22 protein-coding genes and 3 pseudogenes are annotated in these 23,027 nt (G+C 56.2%); 5 read left to right on the top strand and 20 right to left on the bottom strand.

The window, feature by feature from the left end:
* Positions 1 to 113: 113 nt before the first annotated feature.
* Both repB and repA read right to left on the bottom strand, forming a co-directional pair.
* Positions 114 to 1,082: a plasmid partitioning protein RepB gene (repB, locus tag ACR0L4_RS13500; RefSeq protein WP_170417850.1), complete on the bottom strand. Its 969-nt coding sequence runs from the start codon at positions 1,080 to 1,082 to the stop codon at positions 114 to 116.
* Positions 1,082 to 2,266, bottom strand: coding sequence for a plasmid partitioning protein RepA (gene repA / locus ACR0L4_RS13495; protein ID WP_170417853.1), 1,185 nt, complete (start codon positions 2,264 to 2,266; stop codon positions 1,082 to 1,084). Before repA ends, repB begins: the two co-directional genes overlap by 1 nt.
* Before the next feature lie 836 nt (positions 2,267 to 3,102).
* On the opposite strand from repA, the gene ACR0L4_RS13490 reads away from it, so the two are divergent.
* Complete coding sequence (locus ACR0L4_RS13490; protein WP_170417856.1) at positions 3,103 to 3,360, top strand: type II toxin-antitoxin system ParD family antitoxin; 258 nt, start codon at positions 3,103 to 3,105, stop codon at positions 3,358 to 3,360.
* Positions 3,357 to 3,701 carry a type II toxin-antitoxin system RelE/ParE family toxin gene (locus ACR0L4_RS13485; RefSeq protein ID WP_170417859.1) on the top strand — a complete coding sequence of 115 codons (345 nt, stop codon included), beginning with the start codon at positions 3,357 to 3,359 and terminating at the stop codon, positions 3,699 to 3,701. Before ACR0L4_RS13490 ends, ACR0L4_RS13485 begins: the two co-directional genes overlap by 4 nt.
* Before the next feature lie 54 nt (positions 3,702 to 3,755).
* Here ACR0L4_RS13485 and ACR0L4_RS13480 read toward each other — a convergent pair whose 3' ends face one another.
* Positions 3,756 to 4,811 (bottom strand): tyrosine-type recombinase/integrase, encoded by a 1,056-nt coding sequence (locus ACR0L4_RS13480; RefSeq protein WP_170417862.1) that lies wholly within the window; start codon positions 4,809 to 4,811, stop codon positions 3,756 to 3,758.
* Between the two features lie 350 nt (positions 4,812 to 5,161).
* On the opposite strand from ACR0L4_RS13480, the pseudogene ACR0L4_RS13475 reads away from it, so the two are divergent.
* Positions 5,162 to 5,341 (top strand): annotated as a pseudogene (locus ACR0L4_RS13475) (DDE-type integrase/transposase/recombinase); the annotation flags it as partial.
* A gap of 136 nt (positions 5,342 to 5,477) precedes the next feature.
* On the opposite strand, the gene ACR0L4_RS13470 reads toward ACR0L4_RS13475, so the two are convergent.
* A complete protein-coding gene (locus ACR0L4_RS13470) occupies positions 5,478 to 5,684 on the bottom strand; it encodes a hypothetical protein (protein ID WP_170686440.1) in 207 nt (68 codons plus the stop codon).
* 185 nt (positions 5,685 to 5,869) lie between these two features.
* Complete coding sequence (locus tag ACR0L4_RS13465; RefSeq protein WP_170686441.1) at positions 5,870 to 6,760, bottom strand: LysR family transcriptional regulator; 891 nt, start codon at positions 6,758 to 6,760, stop codon at positions 5,870 to 5,872.
* A gap of 77 nt (positions 6,761 to 6,837) precedes the next feature.
* Here ACR0L4_RS13465 and ACR0L4_RS13460 point away from each other — a divergent pair, with 77 nt between their 5' ends.
* Together ACR0L4_RS13460 and ACR0L4_RS13455 are read left to right on the top strand one after the other, a co-directional pair.
* Positions 6,838 to 9,249, top strand: a complete 2,412-nt coding sequence (locus ACR0L4_RS13460; protein WP_170431511.1) for an FAD-dependent oxidoreductase — start codon at positions 6,838 to 6,840, stop codon at positions 9,247 to 9,249.
* Between the two features lie 9 nt (positions 9,250 to 9,258).
* Entirely contained in the window at positions 9,259 to 11,676 is a 2,418-nt protein-coding gene (locus ACR0L4_RS13455) for a GcvT family protein (RefSeq protein ID WP_170431509.1), read from the top strand.
* 110 nt (positions 11,677 to 11,786) lie between these two features.
* On the opposite strand, the pseudogene ACR0L4_RS13450 reads toward ACR0L4_RS13455, so the two are convergent.
* From ACR0L4_RS13450 to ACR0L4_RS13380, 15 genes and pseudogenes are all read right to left on the bottom strand, one after another.
* Positions 11,787 to 12,030 (bottom strand): annotated as a pseudogene (locus ACR0L4_RS13450) (transposase); the annotation flags it as partial.
* A 152-nt stretch (positions 12,031 to 12,182) separates the two neighbouring features.
* Positions 12,183 to 12,665, bottom strand: a pseudogene (locus ACR0L4_RS13445) (NAD(P)/FAD-dependent oxidoreductase).
* Positions 12,644 to 13,084, bottom strand: a complete 441-nt coding sequence (locus tag ACR0L4_RS13440) for an NAD(P)/FAD-dependent oxidoreductase (protein WP_170431503.1) — start codon at positions 13,082 to 13,084, stop codon at positions 12,644 to 12,646. The pseudogene ACR0L4_RS13445 and the gene ACR0L4_RS13440 overlap by 22 nt, the downstream one beginning before the upstream one ends.
* Positions 13,085 to 13,339: 255 nt before the next feature.
* A complete protein-coding gene (locus tag ACR0L4_RS13435) occupies positions 13,340 to 14,725 on the bottom strand; it encodes an FAD-binding oxidoreductase (RefSeq protein ID WP_367647820.1) in 1,386 nt (461 codons plus the stop codon).
* A 3-nt stretch (positions 14,726 to 14,728) separates the two neighbouring features.
* Positions 14,729 to 15,613: an MBL fold metallo-hydrolase gene (locus ACR0L4_RS13430; RefSeq protein WP_170431501.1), complete on the bottom strand. Its 885-nt coding sequence runs from the start codon at positions 15,611 to 15,613 to the stop codon at positions 14,729 to 14,731.
* A gap of 24 nt (positions 15,614 to 15,637) precedes the next feature.
* Complete coding sequence (locus ACR0L4_RS13425) at positions 15,638 to 16,147, bottom strand: rhodanese-like domain-containing protein (RefSeq protein ID WP_437436593.1); 510 nt, start codon at positions 16,145 to 16,147, stop codon at positions 15,638 to 15,640.
* Positions 16,144 to 16,608 (bottom strand): CoA-binding protein, encoded by a 465-nt coding sequence (locus ACR0L4_RS13420; RefSeq protein WP_170431499.1) that lies wholly within the window; start codon positions 16,606 to 16,608, stop codon positions 16,144 to 16,146. Before ACR0L4_RS13420 ends, ACR0L4_RS13425 begins: the two co-directional genes overlap by 4 nt.
* Positions 16,609 to 16,974: a 2Fe-2S iron-sulfur cluster-binding protein gene (locus ACR0L4_RS13415; protein WP_170431497.1), complete on the bottom strand. Its 366-nt coding sequence runs from the start codon at positions 16,972 to 16,974 to the stop codon at positions 16,609 to 16,611. It abuts the gene before it with no gap.
* On the bottom strand, positions 16,971 to 18,323 hold the full coding sequence (locus ACR0L4_RS13410; RefSeq protein WP_170686443.1) for a selenium-binding family protein: 1,353 nt from the start codon (positions 18,321 to 18,323) through the stop codon (positions 16,971 to 16,973). The genes ACR0L4_RS13415 and ACR0L4_RS13410 overlap by 4 nt, the downstream gene beginning before the upstream one ends.
* 1 nt (position 18,324) lies before the next feature.
* Positions 18,325 to 19,182 carry an HpcH/HpaI aldolase/citrate lyase family protein gene (locus ACR0L4_RS13405; protein ID WP_170431493.1) on the bottom strand — a complete coding sequence of 286 codons (858 nt, stop codon included), beginning with the start codon at positions 19,180 to 19,182 and terminating at the stop codon, positions 18,325 to 18,327.
* A complete protein-coding gene (locus tag ACR0L4_RS13400) occupies positions 19,179 to 20,372 on the bottom strand; it encodes an aminomethyl transferase family protein (RefSeq protein ID WP_170686444.1) in 1,194 nt (397 codons plus the stop codon). The genes ACR0L4_RS13405 and ACR0L4_RS13400 overlap by 4 nt, the downstream gene beginning before the upstream one ends.
* Positions 20,373 to 20,431: 59 nt before the next feature.
* Positions 20,432 to 20,743, bottom strand: coding sequence for a non-heme iron oxygenase ferredoxin subunit (locus tag ACR0L4_RS13395; protein WP_170431489.1), 312 nt, complete (start codon positions 20,741 to 20,743; stop codon positions 20,432 to 20,434).
* Positions 20,740 to 21,588, bottom strand: a complete 849-nt coding sequence (locus ACR0L4_RS13390) for a 3-methyl-2-oxobutanoate hydroxymethyltransferase (protein WP_170686445.1) — start codon at positions 21,586 to 21,588, stop codon at positions 20,740 to 20,742. The genes ACR0L4_RS13395 and ACR0L4_RS13390 overlap by 4 nt, the downstream gene beginning before the upstream one ends.
* Positions 21,589 to 21,591: 3 nt before the next feature.
* Positions 21,592 to 22,620, bottom strand: a complete 1,029-nt coding sequence (locus tag ACR0L4_RS13385) for a fatty acid desaturase (protein ID WP_170686446.1) — start codon at positions 22,618 to 22,620, stop codon at positions 21,592 to 21,594.
* 9 nt (positions 22,621 to 22,629) lie between these two features.
* Positions 22,630 to 23,027 (bottom strand): class II aldolase/adducin family protein (locus ACR0L4_RS13380; protein WP_480513599.1); only part of this gene is annotated, 398 nt, incomplete at its 5' end.

The following is a 23,027-nucleotide window of genomic DNA, read 5'->3' as shown; positions in this document are numbered from 1 at the left end:
CGGGTGCTGCTAGATTCTAGGTGTCTAATCTAAGAATTGCGCTTTGCGCAGCAGCCCTCGAAGCTCCGGTTTCGGGGGTTTTGTTTGTTTGCCTTCCTCCTTTCTGCTCGTCCTCAGTTCTTTTTCTTGGCGTTTACAGCTGTAAACTCAGCGTGTGAGCGCTTAATGATTTCAGCCATGTTTTCGTCCAACCAGCTAGCGAAGCCAGCGTTAGCTCCGGTCCTTTTGACCGAAACAGTTAGTGATCCGTTGGTAGATTTGATTGTAACGCCTTCGATTGGGTTGAGTTCGGCTGCACCTTCTCTTTGTCTTGCACCGCGTTTGGCAGCTGCTTTTAGGAGCATTTCCAGCCGATCATCTGACGACATCGATGGCTCAATGGTTGCAAGAAGATTTGCAGCTTCATCTTCCGCTAGCTTGCCTGCAACGAAGTGCTCTGCAAGCACGGTCCATTTTGGGCGGCCTGATTTTGGGGCTGCGCCGATCATGTCACCAATCTTTGCAGGAACATGTTGCGTAATTTTTGTCAGGTGAGACAGCCCTGATTTCGAAACGTTCAATACTTGCCGCACCGTTGCCGTGTCATGCCCGGAAGTCAGGATCGCCTCGGCGAAACGTGCTTTCTCGTAGAAGGAAAGATTGCGCCTCGCAGCATTCTCAAGCCCTTTGGCGAGAAGCGCTGAAGCATCGTCGATATCCTGAACATTGGCGCGGACTTTAATACCAAGTTCACGACAGGCTTTGAGCCTCCTCCGTCCATAAATTGCCTCGTATCGACCGTCGGATTTCGATCTTCTGACAAGAATGGGAACTTGTTGGCCACCGTCTTGTATACTCGACATCAAGCTTTCAAAACTATCGTCTTCTTCGTCAATGTTTACAGCTGTAAACTCACCGAGCCTATCGGCAGGCCCCCAGTCGTCGATCAGAGCAGGGTCAATTTCCCTGATTGCGGCAAGAGAGCCCTGAAGCGCACCAAGAGCAGGGGCATTGGGTTTTGGAGTTTTATCGATGGCCTTGGGGCCAGAGCGCGCGATGGTGTTTGCGATCCCCGACATCTCCTGAAGCGACTTTCTAGCCATTAGCTGCGTCCCCATGCTTGATGGATCATTTGCTCTACCTCAGAGCCGATCGCATCCATTGAGTTCTTTGCCCGATCATAAGTTGCGCGTGTCATTTCTGACCGCACGACTTCGTAAATTGATTGTTTGAGCATTGTGGCGTCACTGACCGCGGTGCTTTTGAGGGCTGTGGCTGACATAACGCGATCCTGAAACAGTGCCCGCATGAACGAAGCCAGTTGTTGAGACGGTACGTCTGTTGGCTCGTCACGCGTTATCAGGAATTTGAAGTTGTCGTATTCGAGCGTAGCGCCGGCATCTTCAATGACTGCCATGTAAGCACCAGCGAGTTCGAGAAATTGAGCCGTCGAAGACACGTCCAGCATCGAAGGTGTAAGTGGCACAAGCAATGAACTGGCGGCCGCCATCCCAGCAATTGTCAAGAATCCTAGCTGAGGTGGGCTATCAATCAGAACAAGGTCAAAATCTCCTTCCACCTGGGCCAGGGCATTCCGTATTCTTGTAAAGAACGGATGGTCTGGGTTGGAGTGAACGGCAGATTCTGTCTCAAATTCGGAAAGAACAAGCCGTGACGGAGCCACAGAGAGACCGGGGAAGTACGTCGGAAGCACGACGTCCGCCATATCTACCGGATCTTCATATCGAATAGCATCGTAAATCGTCAGCCCGTCAAACTCTATTTCGGGGCTTATGCCGCACATGGATGTAAGAGAGCCTTGAGGATCCAGATCAACAGCCAGCACACGGTAACCGCGAAGCGCAAAATAGTGAGCCAAGTGAATTGTTGTGGTGCTCTTACTGCTGCCGCCTTTGAAGTTCATCAACTGCCAGACTTGGAGCTTTTCTCCTTCAGTCCGGCGAGGGACATAGCGCCCTTTTTTGCGTGAGGTTTTCTCAAGCGTTTCGCGAGCCTCCCAAAGTTCTTGGGCAGTATAGTAACGCCTACCGCTGCGTACGTCATTCGGTTCAGGAATCGTTCCCTCTGCGTGGACTTTGCGCATGAATTGACCTGAGACTCCTAAGAGTTCAGCAGCTTCTGGCGCTGCAAAATTTCGCAGTGATTTGGTGTTGTCGGGGGCAAATGCAGCAAGTAGATGTTCCCGGATAGCCGAGTTTAATCTCTCAGATATTTCCGTGGCGAGTGCCGATGGTCTTTCTGCCGCAAGTGGTGTCACGGGAATCATGTAGTTGCCTCAAATTAAAGAATGTGGTCATTTTTGCGCCACTTGAGATAAACAGCCGTGATTCATAGCACTAAGTCAAGGATTTTCGCCTATATTGTAGGTTTTCCAACGCGGAGGACTACATACGCTTTGCATCAGAGCAGGGTGGTTTACAGTTGTAAACTCGGTTGAGCGGGATCATGGGTTCTTTCAGTCGATGAAGTTCTAACGTAGGCATGCGAAGGCATTCCTGTAAAACTCCTCCCTATGCTCCGCTTTGAGTAGAACGCCTCTAGCATGGAGTTGGAGTGAAGGCCGAACGGCTTTTGGCGCAAATTGCGCAATTGGGAAGGGCAGGGAGCTAGTTGAGCTGATTGGTCAAATTCTCTCACCAACAATTTCGTTATCGAGTTTTCTGCGATACCAACTTCGTAACAATACTTCTGCGCCAGTACGGGAGTACGATGCGGTGAGAATGGCATGGCGATCTGGGTCAGATACACCGAGCTCAGCCCGTGCGCAGAGGAAAACACGCGAACATTCCGGCTAGAGTCAGCCGCTCGCCAATTGCCCAAGAAATGGCATACCGTGAGGGCGGGGTTTCGGGAATTGTGCGCCTGTAAGTTGCGACGGAACACGGAACTGTCCTCGATCCAGTGCAGCTGTGCTTGCGCGGCGCGGCTTTTGACGCAAGTCTCTACCGTCATTGGATTCATATGGGATCACAGACATGATCCGTGTGTTCACGTCCCATTAGCGTCCATAAAACCAGCTTGCTCGAATTAGTGATTTTGGGCTCCTCAATCGTTGAACAGACGGTCTCGTTGGCATATATTGCCAAAAAGGAGGCTTACGCCATGGTAACCCGCAATGTTGTACTTACAGAATCGCAGGATCAACTGGTGCAGAATCTGGTTGCGTCCGGTCGATATCAGAACGCCAGTGAAGCGTTGCGCGCCGGCCTTCGGCTTTTGGAGCGGGAAGAAGCGGGGCTGGAGTCTCTCAAACAAGGCTTGCAGGAGGGTGTAGCGCAGGCTCAGGCCGGAGATTTGGCAGAAGGCAGGGGTTCGGATGCGATCCGTCGTGCCTTTGCAAGGGCACGAGCCAAGGCGTGACCAGACCCTTTCGACTGACACGCCGCGCTGAATCCAGCCTGGTGGAAATTGCCCGATGGACCATCGACAAGTTTGGATCGCATCAAGCCGATCTTTATGAACAAGAACTAATAGCGCGCTGTCAGGCCATCACAGAGGGCAGGGTGGCCAGCCGAAGTTGTTCTATATTGGTCGAAGAGGCGGCGGATCTCAGATATGTGCGCGCAGGAGAGCATTTCCTGGTTTATCTGGATCAGCCGGACGCGGTGATCATTGTTGATATCCTGCATTCCCGTTGCGATCTGCCGCGACATGTTTCCGCGCTGGCCACGTTAACAGATGCGACAGGAAACAAGACATAGGCACAGCAGCCGGAGTTTCCCTCAAGCGGGGATTATTAAATAGTCAGTAACTACTCACCCCAGTAGATCAGTCGCCGGGTTATCCGCGATGTCCACATCGTCGTAGTATTTCTGCGCCTGGGCCATGGAGCGATGCAGGGAGAGGCGCATCGCGGCCTGGATCGGGGCGCCGTCCAGCGCGGCCTGGGTCAGGAAGCCCGAGCGCAGCCCATGGGGGGAAGCGAACCCGTCCGGCAGGCCCGCCAGTTTCGCCCGACGCTTGACGATCTGCGCGATGGCATCCGGGCTGAGGCGGCGGGTTAACACCCGATCGGCTTTTGAAACAGGCCGGAACAAGGGGCCGTCCTGAATCTCACCCACCTCGATCCAATGGGCCAGCGCTTGGGCTGCGCGGCCTTTCAACACCAGCCGCGGCGTTTCACCTTTGGTTGTCGTCTTGGTCTCCAGCAGTGAAATCCAAACCAGGCTTTTCTCGTCGAACTCCTTCAGCGAGACGTCTTCAAACATCAACCCGGTGATCTCCGAGCGCCGTCTACCACCCGAAGCCCAACCCAGCATCAAGATGGCGCGGTCGCGGCAATCCCGCCGGGACCCCCGACAAGTGGACAGCAACTGCTCGAGCACATCGCGGGTAATCGGTTGCTGCGATTTTGGGGCAGGGGGCCGGGCGGCGGCGCGGCGCGCCTTGGCACGGGCCTGCTTCACCTGCGGCGCATCAAAAGGGCTGGTCAGGTTCTTCATTCGATGAAAGGCCAGCCAGGAGGCGATGCGCCGGTCCAGCGTAGAAGGGGCCGGGCAGGCGAGGGACTTGCGTAGCCCTTGCGCGATCAACATCTCGGCACTCTGACGCGCGACATCCTCGGGCGCGGCATCTCCCAGATCGCGGGCGTGATCGAGAATGAAGGCCAGCGCTGTGGCCTCGCTCTCGGGCCAGTCCAACGGCACTCCGAACCGTGCTGCCTTCCAGGCCGTTACATAGAGCAAATCGCGCTCATAGGCCCTGAGCGTGTTGGCGGGTGTGCCGCGGACATAGAGATCGGTCAGGGCGTCCTGGTCAGACTGCGACAGGGCAGGGGAGGGGGCGGGGAGATAGGGCTCAGGGGTGCTCATACGGCCCACTCTGCGCCCATTTTCCCGCAAAATCAATTATACTTGATAAGGGGTACTTATCAAGAATAACAAGAAGGTAGCAACGCTAGATTTGTTGTGCGCAAAACGGATGAAAAATGAGAGCTGTACAAAAAAGCCGATACTGCTGTTAACAAATTGAGCTCTCGGTATCGCAGCCTGAGTATCCGTTATCGGGGTTCTGTTGCGAAGTTTACTGCAGTTCAGAGAAATACATCCGGCCTGTTTGTTATGCGAGCAGCTCTCTGAATTGTTGAAAGGGACAGGGTCCTGGTGTGAACTGGCCTTCAACATCTCCGATTGGAGCGGCTCGCCCATTCATGCCAGATATCAACATTGTGGAACAGGACCACCGGTTCTTTAAACGTCGGATTAGGCCTATGTCGGGGTTCAGGCCTTTCGATTCAGCGGCATCCGCTCTCGCTGGTATCGAGTTGGCTAACATGATCCGCAAAGGCCAATTCAGGCCCGGACTCTCGCCGCTTCAGCAGTTTGGCCAATTGGCAGGATAACTGCCTCGCCGGTTCCATATGCGCAATGCTCAAAGGAATTTGCGGCATGTGTAGACGCCCAAAACGCAAGAGGTAATTTGACTGGTCTTTGGCATCGGTTCGGGTACTGACATGGGGACCGTTCAATTCTCTGGGGTCATGCTGCTTTCAGCAGCGGGAGGGTCGACTCCAAAAAGCTCGCCAGGCGGCCGGAAGCGCGGTTTGGTGGCGGGTCAAACCTTGTCCTTTCCGACAGGTTTCCATTGAGCATCGCAGCCCGGACCTTCAGCAGATAGTGAGCACCGGTTCGCGACCACCGCATTTGTTGCTTCTTCACAAATCTTTTCGCCACAAGAACGTTCACGCTCGCTTCCGCAGGTGATGTAGCAATGCGCTGTCCCGCGTGGTATCGGGCGGCATAGTTGATTACCGAGCCACGGTTAGTCACATTGTTCACAACAGGAGAGGATGCCTTTGCGAGATTGGTGAAGTTCAGGGATTCCAGTTTCGGCGGAGCTGGATCTTAAATTTGTAAACTCTTGAAAGCCTTTAAAACATTGCTCGTGCCTTCTCTAAAACAAGGTTGTGCAGTGCGGAAATTCTCTCGGTTGCATGTTGTTTCGCCCGCGAGACCAGAAAATAGCCGTTCTCGGATTCCATCTCGGTACCTGGCAAAGAGGTTAACAGCCCGGTGGCAAAGAGATCACCCGACAGTTGCGGCCATGCTATGCAGATGCCGCGGCCTTCGGTGGCGGCTTCGATCAGCAGCGGGTAGCTGTGGTAAAACAGCACCTCGGGGGTCAATTCGAAATCCACACCATGGGCGCGAAACCAGTCTCCGAACCAGATACAGCCATACTCCTCGCGCGCCTGATGCAGCAGGGGCAATTGGCGGATCGTCTCGGGCGTCAACTGATCGGCCTGCACTCCGTGCTGCTGTAGAAAACTCGGCGAACAGGCTAGAACGATCTGTTCCTGAATGATCTGGTCTGACCGGTAATCCGGGTTCGACGGCTTGCCCAGAACAAAGGACAAGTCCGCATCTAGATGGTCGGCGCTGGTTTCGGTCTGTGACACCGAGAGCTTGATGTCGAAATCCGGAAAAGCCTGTTGCAGGTCGGGGTAAATCTTAAGAAACCAGAAATGCGCCAGCCCATAGCCGCAATGGATCGATACCGAGGGAAACTCTGCCCGCGATTTCAGGTCAGCGCAGACCTGCCGGATGCCTGACAGGCCGCCCTGCACCGCGTCGAACAGCTGTTCACCTTCGGTAGTCAATCGAATTTTGCTATGGACTCTATCAAATAATTGCGTGTTCAGATTTTCTTCCAGTACCTTAATGTGCCGACTCAATGACGGTTGGGAGATGTTTAATCGCCTGGATGCTTCACTGACGCTCTGAACGCTGGCGACAGCTTCAAATGCAGCAAGGGCATTCATGATCGGGAGCAAAGTACGCAAATCATCCATATAAAAATTATATGAATGTAGTTGCAGCAGTCAATAAAGGCACCCCCATGGAACACACACGTGTACTTATCATTGGCGGCGGCGTTTACGGCGTCAGCTTGGCCTATCATCTGGCGCGCGAAGGCTGGAGCGATGTGATGCTGGTGGAAAAGGGGGAACTCACCTCGGGTTCGACTTGGCATGCGGCAGGCAACACCACGAACTTCGCCGGTTCTCTGGGCCTGTCCTATGTCCATGACCACGGGCTGAAGCTTTATGACGAGATTCAGGCCGAGACCGGTCAGGCCACCGGCTATCACCGCTGCGGCGGGATGCGGCTGGCGCAAACGCAGGAGGAGTTGAACTGGTTCGCACGCGGCGTAGGCATCGCACAGCACAATGGCATCGCCTGCCGGATCATCTCGACCGAGGAAGCCAAAGAGCGCCATCCCTTTATCGAAACCTTCGGCGTCAAGGGCGCCGTGTGGATGGAAAATGACGCCTATGTGGATCCCACCGGCGTGACTATGGCGATGGCTAAGGGCGCACGGGCACGGGGAGTGAAGATTGTCACCAACAACCGAGTGACGGGGCTCGCGCAGCGCGCATCAGGCGAATGGGAGGTCGAGACCGAAAACGGCACGGTGATCGCCGAGCAGATCGTCAACGCGGGCGGCTCGTTCGCGCGCCGTCTGGGCGAAATGATGGGGATCAAACTGCCTATCGTCGACATGATCCACCATTATCTGGTGACCGAAACCATACCCGAGATCGAAGCGCTGGATTTTGAGCTGCCGCTGGTGCGCGACCCCTACAGCTCGACTTATTTTCGGCAGGAACGCAAAGGGCTGGTCGTGGGCCCCTATGAAACCACGGGTGCCAAGCCCTGCTATCTAGAGGGGCCGGATTGGGACACCGACCGCTTTCTGTTCCCCAATGAGCTGGAGCGTCTGACTCCCTGGCTGGAACGGGCGATGGAGCGGATGCCGGTTGCGGGCACGGTCGGGGTGCGCACCACGATTGCTGGCGCGATCACTTATACACCGGATGGCGGTTTTTTGCTGGGCCCGGCGCCGGGGCTGCGCAACGCCTGGCTGGCCTGCGGATCAAGCGTCGGTATCTGCCAGGGCGCGGGATCAGGCAAATATCTGGCCCAATGGATGGTGCATGGCCAGGCTGAGATCAGCATGAACGATTTCGACCCGCGCCGCTGGGGCGATTACGCTTATGGCGAATATACCAGGGCCAAGGCCATCGACGCTTATCACAGAAATTTCCAGCTGCACCAGCCCGGCGAGGACCGCAAGACTGGGCGCCCTCTATTCAAAACTCCGGCCTATGCACGGCAAGCGGAACAGGGCGCGGTCTTTGGCGAATCCTTCGGTTGGGAGCGACCCAAATGGTACGCCCCGAATGGCGAGAACGAAGAATACAGCTTTGCCCGCACCAACATTCACGAGATCATCGGCGATGAATGCCACGCTGTGCGCGAACGTGCGGGGGTGTTGGACCTGTCCAGCTTCTCCAAATTCGAAATCTCGGGCCCGAATGCGGAAGGCTACCTCAATCGTCTGGTCACCGGCACCGCGCCCAAGCGCGAGGGCAAATCCATGCTGGCCTACAGCACAACGGCAGACGGGTTTATTGAGAATGAATGGACTATCACCCGCTTTGGCGAGAATCTGTTCTACCTGCTCGGCCCAGCGGTGAGCCAGACCCGCGATTTCGACAAGCTGCGCTTTTGGCGGCGCTCCGGTGAGGATGTGGATGTGCGCAACGTTTCGCAGGAGTATGGTTGTCTTGTGCTGACCGGCCCTCGCTCTCGCGATATCCTGTCGGAGCTGACAGATGCTTCCCTCGACAATGAGGCCTTCCCGTGGCTGGACGCTCGCGAGATATCCGTGGCAAGCGTGCCCGTCCGTGCCCTGCGCCTGTCTTTTGTCGGCGAATTGGGCTGGGAGTTGCATGTGCCCATGTCCGATCTCGACACCGCCTATACTGCCATTCTGGAGGCTGGCAGCAAGCACGGATTGGCCAACTTTGGTTTGTATGCCGTGAATTCCCTGCGGATGGAAAAAGGCTATGGCGCCTGGGGTCATGAATACACCACGGATGTACGCATGAAGGAGGCTGGCCTGTCCCGGTTTGTCCATTTCCATAAGGACGAGTTTCTAGGCCGTGAGGCACTTCTAGCCTGCAGAGACGAGACGCCAAGCCGCCAGATCGCCTATCTTGAGGTCGATGCCTCAGATGCGGATTGTCTAGGCAGCGAGGCGGTCTTTGCAGATGGCAAGGTTGTCGGCCTGACAACATCAGGCGCCTACGGGCACACGTCCGGCAAAAGCTTGGCCTTTGCCTATGTCGACAGCGACCGGATGGGTGCTGGAGACCTGGAGGTTGGCCTTTTGGGTCAAGACCGCAAGGTCCGAGTTCTGTCGAAGTCGGTCCACGACCCTGAAAATGCCTTACTGAAAGGGTAGCAGTATCCCATGAATACGAAACGTAATATCGTCATCATTGGTGGGGGAGTGATCGGATTGAGCCTCGCGTATCATCTCTCCAAGAAAGGCGCGAAGGACATCCTGCTGCTAGAGCGCAACCAGTTGACATCTGGCACTACATGGCATGCGGCCGGGATTGTCGGGCCACTGCGACCTTCGCTGAACTTTACTCGACTGGCTTCCAAGGCGCTGGAAACTTTCCCAGAGTTGGAGCGCGAAACAGGTCTCGCAACCGGTTATCAGCAGACTACCGGCTATTGGATTGCGCGCTGTCCCGAACGCATGGACGAGTTAAAACGCCTTCATGCAGTGGCCGAATTCTCAGGTATGACACCTGAGATGGTATCGGGAGAGGAAGTTGCAGCACGTGTGCCTGGAATAAGCGCCCAGGGAATTCACGGGGCGCTCACTCTCAAGGAAGACGGGCAGGTCAACCCGGTGGATTTGTCGATGGCCTATCTCAAGGCGGCGCGTACAAAGGGAGTGGAAGTTCGTGAAGGGGTGTTGGTTACACGCCTGGTGTCTAACGGTGGCAAAATTACCGGTGTGGAACTGTCCGATGGGAGCCAAATTGAGGCGGAGCAAGTGGCCCTTTGTGCTGGCGCTTGGTCCAAAAAGCTCGCAGATGATGCAGGTGTCGTGTTGCCGCAACATTCGGTAAAGCACATGTATGTGGTAACTGAACCAATTAATGGCTTGCCTAAACCCTTCCCGATTTTCCGCGATATGGAATCCCATGTCTACATGAAAGGCGATGCTGGTAAGCTGTTGGTGGGCTGGATTGAAATGGATGCGAAACCTTGGAATCCGCATGCACCCGAGGGCAACCGCCCTTTTCTTGAGATGGAAGATGATTGGGAGCAGGCCGAGCCTTTCATCGACGCTGCCTTGACCATGTTCCCCGAGCTAGAATCCGCCGGTATTCAGCATTTCCTTAATGGGCCCGAAAGCTTTACCGCCGATAGTCGTCCGCTGGTGGGCGAAACGCCCGAACTGCGGGATCTCTATGTGGCCACCGGAATGAACTCGGCCGGAATCATGTCATCCGCCGGGGTGGGGGATGCGCTAGCCGATTGGATGATTGCGGGCGAGGCCCCAAGTGACCTTTGGGATATCGACATTTTGCGCTGTGACCCACTGCAATCCGATGCCAGCTTCATGGAAGACAAAATGCGCGAGGCAGCGGGCAACATTTTTGCGATGCACTGGCCCCATAAACAGCCGATTTCCGGTCGCAACTTGCGCTTGTCACCCCTACATCGGGCGCTGGATCAGGTGGGCGCAGTTTGGGGTTTGGGTGGAGCATGGGAGCGAACATTGTGGTTTGCCCAGAACGACGAGGAACTCAGCCTACCGTACTCAGTCGGACCACAAACCTGGCAATATGTGGCGGATCGTGAAGCCCAAGCCATGGCCGACAGCGCAGCGCTGATCGACTTGTCGATGTTCACCAAAATTGATGTGACGGGGCCGGATGCGCTGCCGCTAATGCAATGGGTCTGCTCATCCGATCTGGATGTAGCACCGGGTCGCGCGGTTTATACAACCTGGTTGAACAAACGGGGTGGGATCGAGGCGGATTTAACCGTGACACGAGTGGAGGAGCAGGCCTTTCGGGTGACCTCGGGCGCGGCCACGCGGCGTAAGGACATCTACTGGCTAAAAAAACAGGCCCGTGCACAAGGGTATGACGTACAATTGAAAGACGTGACCGAAGACGAGGCGGTGATCGGTGTGATGGGGCCACGGGCACGCGAGATCCTGCAGGCGCTGTCCGAGGATGATTGGGACGCGTTCGCCTTTTCCACCGCCCAAAACGTGACGGTTGCCGGGCTGCCTGCCACCGCTACGCGCCTAAGCTTCGTCGGCGAACTTGGCTGGGAAATTGCGGTGCCTACGGCAGATGCCATCCCGCTTTTTGACGCGCTACGTGCCCACACCCAGCATCTTTTGGGCATCTATGCCCTTGACGGTTGCCGGATCGAGAAAGGGTTCAAGCATTGGGGCCACGACCTCGGCCCCGACATTTCGCCCCTAGAGGCCGGAATCGGTTTTGCTGTGAACTGGAAAAAAGGCGATTTCCTGGGGCGCGATGCGCTTATTGCCCAGAAAGAGGCTGGCTTAACCCGTCGTCAGATCTTGCTTGAGGTCGAAGGCGACGCGCTGCTGTTGCATGATGAACCGGTTTGGGAAAACGGCACTTACGCAGGCCTGACAAGTTCTGGCGCAAGAGGGCCGCGCACGGGGAAAAGTCTATGCTTTGCCAATGTATCGATCGCACCCGGAGAAACGCATGCTGAAACACGGGTACGCAGTTTTGAGATCGAGGTCGCGAACCAAAAATACAAAGCCACACCGCTCGCTCAAGTGCCTTATGATTCGACACGGCAGAAAATGTTGGCCTAAAATGCAACTTCTTGGCCATTAGCCCATTCGAAATTACCAAAATGGGTTCGAGATATGCCCGGCCTGAACGACCACGTCCTCCAATATGGTGTAAATTGGATGGCCTGGTGTCATGGTCGGGCGGCTTGAGTTGAGATGCTGAGAATGGGGGTCTGCCTCCTCCTGATCGATCTGTTTGAAGGCCTTAACTTGCATGTATCTGCTGATGGTCTGCCATTCGTCGATCTGCTCGAAGAGCACCGCGCCGATGATGCGGATGATTGAGGCCTCGTTTGGGAAGATATCCGCAACATCGGCCCGGCGTTTCACTTCGTTGTAGAGGCGCTCAATCGGGTTTGTGCTATGTAGCCGCGAATTGGAGATCCAGATAGCCGAAACCAAGATCGTGTTCAACGCTCTCAACCGCACGAACTATCTCGGGTGTGCGACCATTAAACTGTCGCATATCGACCGGAGAAAGGGGCAGTTGCGGCCTAACCGCTATTCGTGCAACTCGGTCAATCGATTCAGATATCCGGGACGCCGCCGGCAAGCTGCGCGACCAGCCGGCCGGTCTTGGGGCCTGTGGTCAGACCGATATGCTGACGACCGAAGGCGAGAATGACGTTTGGAAAGCCCGGCACCGCACCGATCACTGGCAGGCTGTCCGGCAAAGACGGTCGGTGCCCCATCTAGGTTTCCATCTTGGCGAGATCGGCTGCGGGAAACAGGATTCCCGCATGCCGCCTCAATCGTTTTCACAGCTTCGGGTTCGGAGCATCCGACATTGCCCGAAACTCGACTATCCCGGCGAGACGCAGGCGGCCCCGCATCGGCGTCGCGACATATTTTCCCGACGTGACCATCATCGGGAAATTGTGGCGAATGCCGGTGTCGCGGAACTCAATATGATACCCGCGTTCGCCGATCAGCGGGATCTGCACGCCGAGCGGCGCGAGCAGGTCTAGCGACCAAGCCCCCGCCGCGATTACCGCCCTGTCATACGCCACGCGCCCGGAGCGGTGATCAAGGCCGCGGCGACATTGCCAAGGGTCTCGATCGACCGGACCTTCGCCCTGAGGAACCGCCCGCCATTTTTCCGGAAACGCGCTGTCAGTCCCTTTACCAGCTGGCCAGGGTCGATCGAGAATCCGTGATCGGGCAACCGGATAGCGAAGCAGAATGCACTCGAAAGGTCCGGTTCCAGCCTGCGCAATTCAGGCTCGCCGACTTCATCGAAGACGATGCCGTTCTTCCGCCGGATGTCCCAGGCGAAGGCTTCTTTCTCGAAATCCGCTCTGGAGCGATAGACATAGTAATAGTCGCTCGCGCGTACATACCCATCGGCACCCGTTCCCCGAGCGAGTATCCGGTGCTCATCCGCGGCGCTGCTGGTCAGCGTGAACAATTCACGGGCGATCCGGTTCACCCCGGCGGCTCTGCATTCGCAACGAGATTGGGGAACAGGTGCTACCGGTAGTCCAGCGGGAAGGCAAGGCGAACGGGCCTCTTGGGCGAAGCCGAAACGAGGAAACCTGCCGTGGTGAGTTGCTTAAGCGTGATGCGTGCCGTGCGCTTGGAGGTTTTGAACACGAATTGCGCTTCGTTGCAGTCGTCATGTTTTGGGTATGAGACTTAACCCTCACGCACACAGTGCTTCGACATCAATAGCAGAGAATGTGAATCAACTGATCAACTTACCGGGATTCATAATGTCATACGGATCGACCATGTGTTTGAGAGCTTTCATCAGTTCAAATGCCGCACCATGTTCCTTGATCATGTATTTCTTCTTTCCGATGCCGATACCATGTTCGCCGCTAACGGTCCCGCCCATTTCCAATGCCAAATGACTGACGGTTTCGGCCAGCCCATATGCCTGCTCTAGTTCTCGCTCACTTTCTGGGTCGCAAAGGATCACTAGGTGAAAGTTCCCGTCACCGACGTGACCAACAATTGGTGCGATGAGTCCCGATCGGACAATCTCAATTTTGGTGCGGGAAATGCACTCCGCCATGCTGGATATCGGTATACAACAATCCGTAACCATTCCAACGCAACCAGGCCTCAGAGCTTTGGCAGCATACAGTGCCTGGTGCCGGGCTTTCCAAAGCTTTTTGCGGTCTTCGGTCTTGCTTGCCCATTTGAATTCCTTCCCCCCGAAATCGCCGACGATACCTTGGAATGTTTCAACTTGCTCTGCGGTGGAAACCTGTGATCCATGGAATTCGAGAAAGAGATGCGGTTTCTCGGGCAATCCAATTTCCGAATCAAGAATGTTCATGCCCTTGATTTGCATCTCATCGAGCAATTCTACCCGAGCGAATGGAATACCCGATTGAATAGCCAGAATGACAGCATCGACCGCTCCCTCAAGCGTTTCAAACGCGCAGGCAGCAGATAATATGGTTTCTGGTTGCCCAAATAATCGGACAGTGAGATTTGTAATGATGCCAAGCGTGCCTTCCGAACCGACAAAGAGATGGGTCAGATCATAACCACTCGCAGATTTTCGGGCACGGCTTCCTGTCTTGATGATGTTCCCGTTCGGCAAAACCACTTCGAGCGCCATCACGTTTTCTCGCATTGTGCCATATCGAACGGAATTGGTACCAGATGCACGGGTGGCCGCCATGCCGCCAATTGTTGCGTCAGCACCAGGATCAACGGTGAACATAAGGCCAGTTGCCCGCAACTCTTCATTTAGTTGCGTCCGCGTAACACCCGGCTGGACGACAGCAAGCAGATCTTTCTCCCGAACTTCTAGGATACGGTTCATTCTGCTGACATCAACGCTGATGCCACCTTGAATGGGTATCACATGGCCTTCGAGTGAAGTGCCAACTCCAAAGGGTACTACCGGGCATGCATGTTCGGAACAAATTCTAAGGATTTGAGAAACTTGTTCAGTGGTTTCAGGAAAAGCAACCGCTTCTGGATATGCTGGAGGAGTGTAGGCCTCATCGCGGCTGTGAAGTTCAAGTACCGAACTCCCGGTCGACAGGCGATTACCAAGCAGGTTGCGCAGAGCTTCTATTGCCGAAGCATTCTTCGTATTTGTCATAGTCATGCGTTACAATCCGCTCAGCGGCACTTTGAGCATCGGATTGCCGTCCTCGTCCCGCGGAATTTCGCCGGCGCGCATATTCACCTGCAAAGACGGAATGATGAGCTTTGGCATGGCGAGTTCAGCATCGCGTTCGGTGCGGAACCTGATGAAGTCTTCGCGGGTTTTGCCGTCGCCCACATGGATGTTGTTTTGCCGTTGCTCACCAATTGTCGTTTCCCAGGCGATGGCACGGCCACCGGGGCCGTAATCGTGACAGATAAAGAGCCGCATCTCGTCCGGAAGTGACAACACTTTTTGGATGCTGTCATACAATTCGCCCGCATCACCGCCCGGAAAATCGGCTCGGGCCGAGCCGCCATCGGGCATGAAGAGCGTATCGCCCGCAAAAGCCGCATCGCCGACTACATGTACCATGCAGGCGGGCGTATGCCCCGGCGTAGCCAGGGCGAAGGCCTGCATCGTGCCGATCTGGTAGGTCTGACCGTCCTCGAACAGAGCATCGAATTGCGAGCCATCGCGCTGGAATTCCGTGCCCTCGTTGAACACTTTGCCGAAGACCTCCTGCACTTCCATGATCCGGGTACCCACGCCGATCTTTCCACCCAGCTTTTCCTGGAGATAGGGTGCGGCAGACAGGTGATCGGCATGCACATGGGTTTCGATGATACACTCGACGCGCAAGCCGCGCTTGGTTATGGCGTCGATCAGCCGGTCTGCGCTGTCATAAGAGATGCGCCCGGCGGCATAGTCGATGTCCAACACGCTGTCGATGATCGCGCAGGCGTCTGACCCCGGGTCCTTCACAATATAAGAGATCGTGTTGCTGGCCTCGTCGAAGAAGCCTTCGACCTCGGGGGTGACTGTCATGTCGACAGGGTATTCGGCCATCTGATCTCTCCTTGCCCTGCGTGCTCAGCCCTGGTCCAGCGGACCGCCGGCCTTTGTCCAGGCGCCGATGCCACCGGTGAGGTTGACGACCGGAGAGAGCCCCATATCCATCGCGACCTGTGCCGCCATCGCCGAGCGGCCGCCAGAAGCGCAGTAGAAGACATAGGTCTTGTCCTGGTTGAATTCCGGCTTGTGGGCGGGGCTTTCCGGGTCGATGTGGAATTCCATCATGCCGCGGGACGAAGCGACGGCGCCGGGGATCACACCCGTCGTCGCCTGTTCGGTTCCGTCGCGCAGGTCGACGAAGACATGGATCCCGCTGGTCACCAGTGGCAGCGCCTCTTCGACGCTGATCGCAGGAACGGCAGCCATTGCAGCCTTAACGATGTCTTTTGCGCTTGTTTTAATGGTTTGCCCCATTGTCTCATCCTCTCGTTTCAGTAACCGGCGCACCGTTCCGAATAACATCTCCAGTGGCCAGTCGATCGCCATTGCCCCGGCACAACAGCAGCCGTGCAGCGGGCGTTCGGTCATATCTTCAGATCAAGCCGGGGCTTCCAGAAGGGGCGGAAGAGCTCGATCTTTGGGCAGCGGTTCATCACGACCTTGAGCCCGGCCTCTTCGGCAAGTTTAGCCGCTTTGTCATCATAGACGCCGATCTGACCCCAGAGGACCTTGGCCCCGATGGCGATGGCCTTCTCGGCCAACCCATAGAACTCTTCCTTGGGGCGGAAAACATCGACCATGTCGACCGGTTTGTCGATCTCTTCCAGCGAGTGATACACTTTCAGACCCCGGATTTCGGTGACAGCCGGGTTGGGATTGACAGGCAGGATGTCATAGCCGATTTCGCTAAGCTGTCGCAGTACGCCATAGCTGAACTTCGTCTTGTCGGCGCTGGCGCCCACCATGGCGATGGTTTTGACCGATTTCAGGATATCAGCCAGGTATTTCGGGTCGTAGTCGTAGATGCGGTCAATATCGGCTTCGGGCATTTACGTCTCCTTCGGCGTGGCGATATCCGCCTTGAGTTCATGGGGTTCGAGCGGGTCGAGGAACGGGTTGCGATAAAGTTGCCCGTGGCTCTCGACCCCGATTTCAAGCGTGATATCGGACGTCGCGCGGGCTACGCAGAGGATCACATACCCGTTCGCGATTTGCCGGTTATTGAGCGCGACCTGGCGGCGTTGGTCCACTGTGCCTTCGGTCAGTTTGGCCGCGCAGGTGATGCAGCCGCCGTATTTGCAGCCATAAGGCAAATCGACCCCCTGGTCGCGCAGGGCATCCAGCAGCGGGCGGCGCGGATCAACCTCGTAGGTTGCGCCACCGCGGTTAGCGATTGTGACCGTATGGGTGGTCATAGCCAGATATCGCTTGTGCAATCACCGCCCGGATAGCGCATTTCGTGACACCGCGCAGGGCCGCCCGGTTCCTGGCCGAAATTGACGATAAAATCCTCGTTGATCTTCATCCCGCCGTTTTCCGGGTCGCAATCAATCATCACCAGCACCCCGCCTTTCTCGCGGATCTCCGGATAGAACTGGTTGTCCCAGGTGGAGAAGAGCGAGGTCGTCACATAGAGCCTGCGCCCGTCAAGGCTCAGTTGGAACATCTGCGGCCCGCCGGCCATCTCGATCCCGTTCACCACCGGCGCCTTGCCCAGAAGCCCGCCCATGAAGACCTGCCCCGTCAGCACCGGGTTATGCGGGTCGGTGATGTCGTACTGGCGCATGTCGCCGTGCAGCCAGTTGTTCACGTAGAGGTACCGGTCATCCATCGAGACCAGCAGCGCCGACATCACACCGGGCAGCGGGATCGGCCATTCGGGGTGCATCTCGTTCTCGACGTCGATGATCTTTTCCCACTGCCATTTGCCGGCATCGTCCTTCCACCAGTGAATGACATTTGTGGAAAGGGCCGCGCCGCAGAACCCGTGGGTGCTGTCGGGGTTGTGATGGAATTTGACCTCCAGCGGCAACAGCCCGTCCTCGCCCAGATAGAAGCTTTGCACCGGTTCGCGTTTCTCGAAATCCCAGAAATGCAGTTCGCGCCCGTATTTCAGATGCCCGACCTCTTCGAGATCAAAGCCCGGCATGAAGGTGTTGGGGGCGGCCCATTCGGAACTGACCATCACGTTGTGGCGCGGCTGGTACCAGAAGTCATAGCCGAACTTGATGTCGCCCATTGAGTTTTCCCAACGGCCAACAATCTCGAAATCCTTGTTCAGATGCAGGTAGCCGCCCGGGGCCTCTCCCTTGGCGTCGCCCAGAAACGAGATGATGATTTCACTGCCCAGGCAATGCACCGTGTGCGGACCGCTGAGATTGGCCTTGGCCTTGATCTCGGCGCCGTCGATCACCTTGTGCAGCCGCGGCGCGCGCGGGGCGGTGGCGGTGTCGACGATATGCAGGTTGTTCGAGCGCACCCCCGGCAGGATCAGGTATTTGCGGGACATGCTGCCATCGTCAAAACACGACGAACATGCATTCCAGCCCATATGATGCAGCTCATCCCCGATCCCAGGCATTTCGAGTCGGTGAATGACCTGGCTGTAAGTCGGGCTGTCAGGATCAACATCCACGGTCGCCAGGTAGTCGGGCTTCTGAATGCCCGTACCTGTGTAGATCGCGATTGTGTAAAGCAGCTTCTCTCGCGGCGCCTCGATCGCGGCCTGGGGTGATGCGTATCCCGGCCCACAACAGTCTGACATTTTATCCTCCCATCCGATCTGCAATGGCAACGATGCGATACATGTCGCGCAGGACCGGTTTTTCAATGAGTTTGCCATCGATAACGACCAGCCCCGTATCCGCCGCCTCGAATTCAGCGATGATCCGGCGCGCTCGGGCGATCTTGTCCGCAGACGGCGTGAACACTTCGTTGAGCGTGGCGATCTGTTTTGGATGGACCGAGCCCTTGCCGGCAAATCCCAGGTCGCGCACTTTCTCGGCCTCGATCCGCATCCCCTCCGGATCGTCGAGATCGAGGAACGGTACGTCAATCACGTCCAAACCCGCTGCCGCCGACGCATGAACCACGCGGGACCGCGCATAGATCATCGACTCGAACGTATTCTGGCACCGCAGCTCGGCGGCCATATCCACGCCGCCAAAGAACATCGCATCAATCCGAGGTGAGCATCTCGCGATTTCGAACGCCGCCTCCAGCCCCTCATTCGTCTCGATGATGACATGCAGGCGGGTCGCATGGCCCGCCTCGGTCAGAAGCTGATCCAGCATCACCACCTCATCGGGTGTGCGCACCTTGGGCATCATCAGTGCCGGGGGCGGCGTTGTGCTGGCCAGCACCGCATTCACATCCTCGATCCCAGACCGTTCCCGCATCGAATTGATCCGCACGATCCGCTCTACCCCGTCATCGGCCTGTGGCTGTTCGAACAGAGCCAGAGCTTTCTGCCGTGCTTCGGCTTTGTCCTTGGGCGCGATGCCGTCTTCCAGCTCGACGCAAACAATATCCGCGCCACTGGCAAGCGCCTTGGGAAACATCTCGGGCCGCAATCCCGGCGTGAAAATGAAACTGCGGCGAGGGCGCGGTGTTCGATTGGTCATGCCTGTGTCCCGATTGCTGGCCGCTCAGGAATGGAACGATCCACACCTCTAACGATTGCCTTTTCACGGTCGAAGAAAGGCACATCTACGATCTGGGTGTTGTGTGTGCTGCCATCCGGCAAGCGCATTTTCAGGCTCCGGCCGACCCACTCGCCGGGTGCATCAAAACGCACGTATCCGACACCAAGCCCAAGCGTCGGCGAAGGAATTCCAGCCGTAACACAACCTACAGCAATATCACCATCCAGAACGATGGCACTCGATGCAGGGGTCTCAGTCTCGCAGGTTATGCCGAAAAGACATGAACGGGTGTCTTTACCCACCAGCGCGTCACGTCCGATAAAATCACCCTTGTCCATGTCAATGAAAGGGGCGAGGCCTGCCTCAAAGGGCGTCATGTCGGGTGTCATATCTGTCAGATTACCCAGTATCCCGCCTTCGATCCGCCGCAGGGTCATGGCCCGGCAGGATGAAAACTCCAGCCCATGCGGTGCCCCACAGGTCATGAGGTGATCCCATAGCGCCAAATGATCAGTCTTAGCTCCATTACAGTAAATCTCGTATCCCAACTCATTCGTAAAGCCAGTGCGGGAGACGTAAAACTGCTGTCCGCCTATGTCGAAGTAGCCCGAGCGGAAATACTTCAGTGTCTCATTCACCGCCCCGTCAGAGGCCGCTTTCATGATCTCCAGGGATGTCGGCCCCTGGATCTGCAGCACCCGGCTGTTCGGGTCGGAAATCGTCACATCATAGTCGCCAGAATGCGCCATCAACCAGGTTTCAAAGGGGCCATCAGCCTGCACATACCAAAACCGGTTTTCTTCCAAACGGAATATCACGCCATCCATGAACACACCGCCCTGCGGAGTACAGGCGATGGCGTAGTAGCCGCGGCCTTCCGTCATAGAGGCGACACGACGCGCCAGCACATGGTCAAGAAACGGCACCGCGTCCGGGCCTGAGATTTCAATCGGCTTCTCGGGCGTGTCAAAGACCAGGGCCTTCTGCCGCAGGCGCCAGTATTTTTCGATGTGATCCTCACCCAAAGAAATCGGGAAATACCGCCCTGCATAGACGCCACGGACCATCCCAGGGCAATCAGTGCGTTCAATAAACGGCGACTCTTCGAAACGACGCGCGCTGATGGAGACATTGCTCTCCAAATCCGATGCTTCTTGAAAATTCCCCATGTCTTAATCCTTCTTAGGAAGATCCGGGTAGCGGAGTGTCTCAGATACACCTGCGCCGGTTATGACACCTGAACGAAAACCCGGTTGTTTTCGACTTTCACAGGATAGGTTTTCAGGTCCTCATATACCGGTGCGGACAAAGCTTTGCCCGTGCAGATGTCAAAGCGACCGCCGTGCAGAGGGCATTCGATCACACAGTCAATGACAAGTCCTTCCTCCATAGACTCCTCTTCATGGGTGCACATCAGGTCCGTTGCGAAGAAGCCCTTTTCGGTGTTGTAGATCGCGATCCTGTGACCGTCATGTTCCCACGCGATCAGGTCTTCGTCGTCGATATCCGAGGTCGCGCAGGCGTCAATCCATTGGCTCATTGGTGTGTCGGGCTCCATTTATCCAAGGCTTCAAGGAACTTATCCTTCTCACCCTCGTGCATTGAAATGTTGGTTTGTGGATACGGGAAATTGCCGGCAGTCACTTCGCTGTGGAACGCGCCAAGGGCAGCGACACGCTCATCATGTATTTGTTTATGCAGACGCCCGACATTGCCAAACGCATGGGCGTGTTTGGGGGGCTTGTCCTCTTCACTGGCTTCGCCGCAGATATCAGCCACAAAGGACATGATTACATCGCCAGCCATGCCCGACCCCAACGAGAAGGTTACGATCGATGTCTTGGTGTTAACGGCTTCCAGCACTTCTTCAGCAATGCACTCGGCCTCAACCGCAATAACACCTACGTCTTCCATCCGCTTCAGCGTTTCATAAATCTTCATCGCCTCCCCGGCTTTGCGGCCCCAACCACGCAGGCCCCCACAATAGTGGCTGAAAGTCGGGATCAGCCCGATATGGCTCTGCACCGGGATACCCTCAAGCGACATCATCTCCATCGCATCGAATGACCGCAGCGTGTAGTACATGTCGCCGCCCCGGCGCATAGCTTCGAAAGCATCAGCAAGGATTTCCTCGTTCGATCCGAACTGGGCCCAAGTTGATCCAAGCCCAGTGAAATGGGTCGGCGCGATGGCACGAATACCCTCAATTTGGTCCATGCCAGCGACAAAGAGGTCGATACCCGCTTCGACACAGGCACACACCTCGTCATCGTTTGCTGGATTGACCATGGACAGCTTGCGGTCAGTCCCTTTCAGGGCCTGCAGGTCCGAGATGGTATAGTTGCGCGCTGCGGGTTTGCGGGAAAAGTCATAAATGCGTTTCATGGATCACATGGTTCTCTCGGTGAACTTCTGAATTGGACCGCCCTCAGTAATCATATGCGGTGCCTGGCGGATCGACGGGGCTTTGGTCGAAAGGCCAAGCGAACGGCGGGCTGTCACCAACAGAACCTCCCAATTGCTGCGAAAGAAACCGGGGTCGGGTTCTGGCACCTGATCCTTGACCGCTTCGGCCAGATCGGGAAGCGCATGAAACGGTACATTGGGATAGAGGTGATGCTCCACATGGTTGTTCATGTTCATGTAGAGAAACTTTGCCAGCCAGTTGGTGCGAAACGACCGTGTGCTTTCCAGGATGGAGGGGGAATTTTCCTGCAACTCCACATGCTGGATCAATGTGAACAACAGCATGACTGGCGCCCCCAGAATGCGAGGCACGACGATCAGCCAAAGGGGCCACCAGATGCCGAAGAACGGCGCTGCCGCGATGGCAGCATAGATGGCCAGCATGATCCGCGCGTTGCGCGTCATCCTGGGAAACTCGGGCTCAGGTGTGCAGCTGCGCATCATATCGGTGTATTGCTTAGTCGCCAGCAGCCAGAATACATGGACATGGAATCGAAGCAGCCCGAACCCGGTGATCTCGGTGATCCAACCTTTCAGCCCCATGGGCGTATCAAAAGGGAACTGGGCATCTTTCTCGGCCCACCATGTAAACGTATGGTGCGAGGTATGCGTATAGCGGCGATGCAGCGGCTCTTCCATGTAGATCAGGGACGAGACCCAAAGCACGGCTTCGTTCAGCCACCTCGTGCGAAAGGCGGTGCCATGGGCGGTTTCATGGCTCATGGAATAGGTCGGAACGCACAGAAAAATGCCATGCACAAACATGGCGGGCCACATCCAGAATGTACCAAGGGTCAGATAGACCAACGCCCCTGTCATGCAAAGCGAGCCCAGCCAGAGAGCAAGATAGATCAGCCCGGGCCGGTCAGACCGCGCGGCGATGGATTTGAGTGTTTTCTTGTCCAGCTTCACGCCCGACGACGCGGCATTGGTAGGGATATAATCAGGCATAGTTTCACCTCAGCTCGCGTAGTCCGCGCCTTCCTTGTCAAGAATGGTCATCAGGTTCTCCAGGTGTCGCTCGGCAAAGCCGTGGTAGTTGTCATTCTCATACGCCACTTTTTCGGCAACGGCATCGGACAGAATCCGTAGGGGACGACCAGTTTGAAGTGCCTGGATGTACGTCTCTGCCGCCCGTTCAAAGTAGTAAAGACGGTTGAAGGTTTCAGCGACGGTATCGCCCATCACCATCACCCCGTGATTGCCCATGATCATGACTTTCTTGGTCGGATCACCTAGCGCCGCAGCGCAGCGTTCCGCCTCGTCATCAAAGGCAAGACCGCCATAGTGTTCATCAACGACCACTCGGTTGAAGAACATGGCAGCGTTCTGATCCAATGGCGGCAGGCTGCTGTCCT

The sequence above is a fragment of the Ruegeria sp. AB5 genome (genome assembly GCF_056542645.1).
Note: the sequence above shows the minus strand (reverse complement) of the source record. Positions and strands in the feature narration are given on the sequence as shown.

What these genes read in the sequence shown, in the direction of transcription:
- ACR0L4_RS13455 (WP_170431509.1), top strand. Translation starts at nt 9,259, where the DNA reads ATGAATACGAAACGTAATATCGTCATCATTGGTGGGGGAGTGATCGGA.
- ACR0L4_RS13400 (WP_170686444.1), bottom strand. Translation starts at nt 20,372, where the DNA reads ATGGGGAATTTTCAAGAAGCATCGGATTTGGAGAGCAATGTCTCCATC.
- ACR0L4_RS13480 (WP_170417862.1), bottom strand. Translation starts at nt 4,811, where the DNA reads ATGAGCACCCCTGAGCCCTATCTCCCCGCCCCCTCCCCTGCCCTGTCG.
- ACR0L4_RS13390 (WP_170686445.1), bottom strand. Translation starts at nt 21,588, where the DNA reads ATGAAACGCATTTATGACTTTTCCCGCAAACCCGCAGCGCGCAACTAT.
- ACR0L4_RS13405 (WP_170431493.1), bottom strand. Translation starts at nt 19,182, where the DNA reads ATGACCAATCGAACACCGCGCCCTCGCCGCAGTTTCATTTTCACGCCG.
- ACR0L4_RS13415 (WP_170431497.1), bottom strand. Translation starts at nt 16,974, where the DNA reads ATGACCACCCATACGGTCACAATCGCTAACCGCGGTGGCGCAACCTAC.
- ACR0L4_RS13420 (WP_170431499.1), bottom strand. Translation starts at nt 16,608, where the DNA reads ATGCCCGAAGCCGATATTGACCGCATCTACGACTACGACCCGAAATAC.
- ACR0L4_RS13385 (WP_170686446.1), bottom strand. Translation starts at nt 22,620, where the DNA reads ATGCCTGATTATATCCCTACCAATGCCGCGTCGTCGGGCGTGAAGCTG.
- ACR0L4_RS13435 (WP_367647820.1), bottom strand. Translation starts at nt 14,725, where the DNA reads ATGACTATGACAAATACGAAGAATGCTTCGGCAATAGAAGCTCTGCGC.
- ACR0L4_RS13430 (WP_170431501.1), bottom strand. Translation starts at nt 15,613, where the DNA reads ATGGCCGAATACCCTGTCGACATGACAGTCACCCCCGAGGTCGAAGGC.
- ACR0L4_RS13465 (WP_170686441.1), bottom strand. Translation starts at nt 6,760, where the DNA reads ATGAATGCCCTTGCTGCATTTGAAGCTGTCGCCAGCGTTCAGAGCGTC.
- ACR0L4_RS13490 (WP_170417856.1), top strand. Translation starts at nt 3,103, where the DNA reads ATGGTAACCCGCAATGTTGTACTTACAGAATCGCAGGATCAACTGGTG.
- ACR0L4_RS13425 (WP_437436593.1), bottom strand. Translation starts at nt 16,147, where the DNA reads ATGACCGAACGCCCGCTGCACGGCTGCTGTTGTGCCGGGGCAATGGCG.
- repB (WP_170417850.1), bottom strand. Translation starts at nt 1,082, where the DNA reads ATGGCTAGAAAGTCGCTTCAGGAGATGTCGGGGATCGCAAACACCATC.
- repA (WP_170417853.1), bottom strand. Translation starts at nt 2,266, where the DNA reads ATGATTCCCGTGACACCACTTGCGGCAGAAAGACCATCGGCACTCGCC.
- ACR0L4_RS13410 (WP_170686443.1), bottom strand. Translation starts at nt 18,323, where the DNA reads ATGTCAGACTGTTGTGGGCCGGGATACGCATCACCCCAGGCCGCGATC.
- ACR0L4_RS13460 (WP_170431511.1), top strand. Translation starts at nt 6,838, where the DNA reads ATGGAACACACACGTGTACTTATCATTGGCGGCGGCGTTTACGGCGTC.
- ACR0L4_RS13395 (WP_170431489.1), bottom strand. Translation starts at nt 20,743, where the DNA reads ATGAGCCAATGGATTGACGCCTGCGCGACCTCGGATATCGACGACGAA.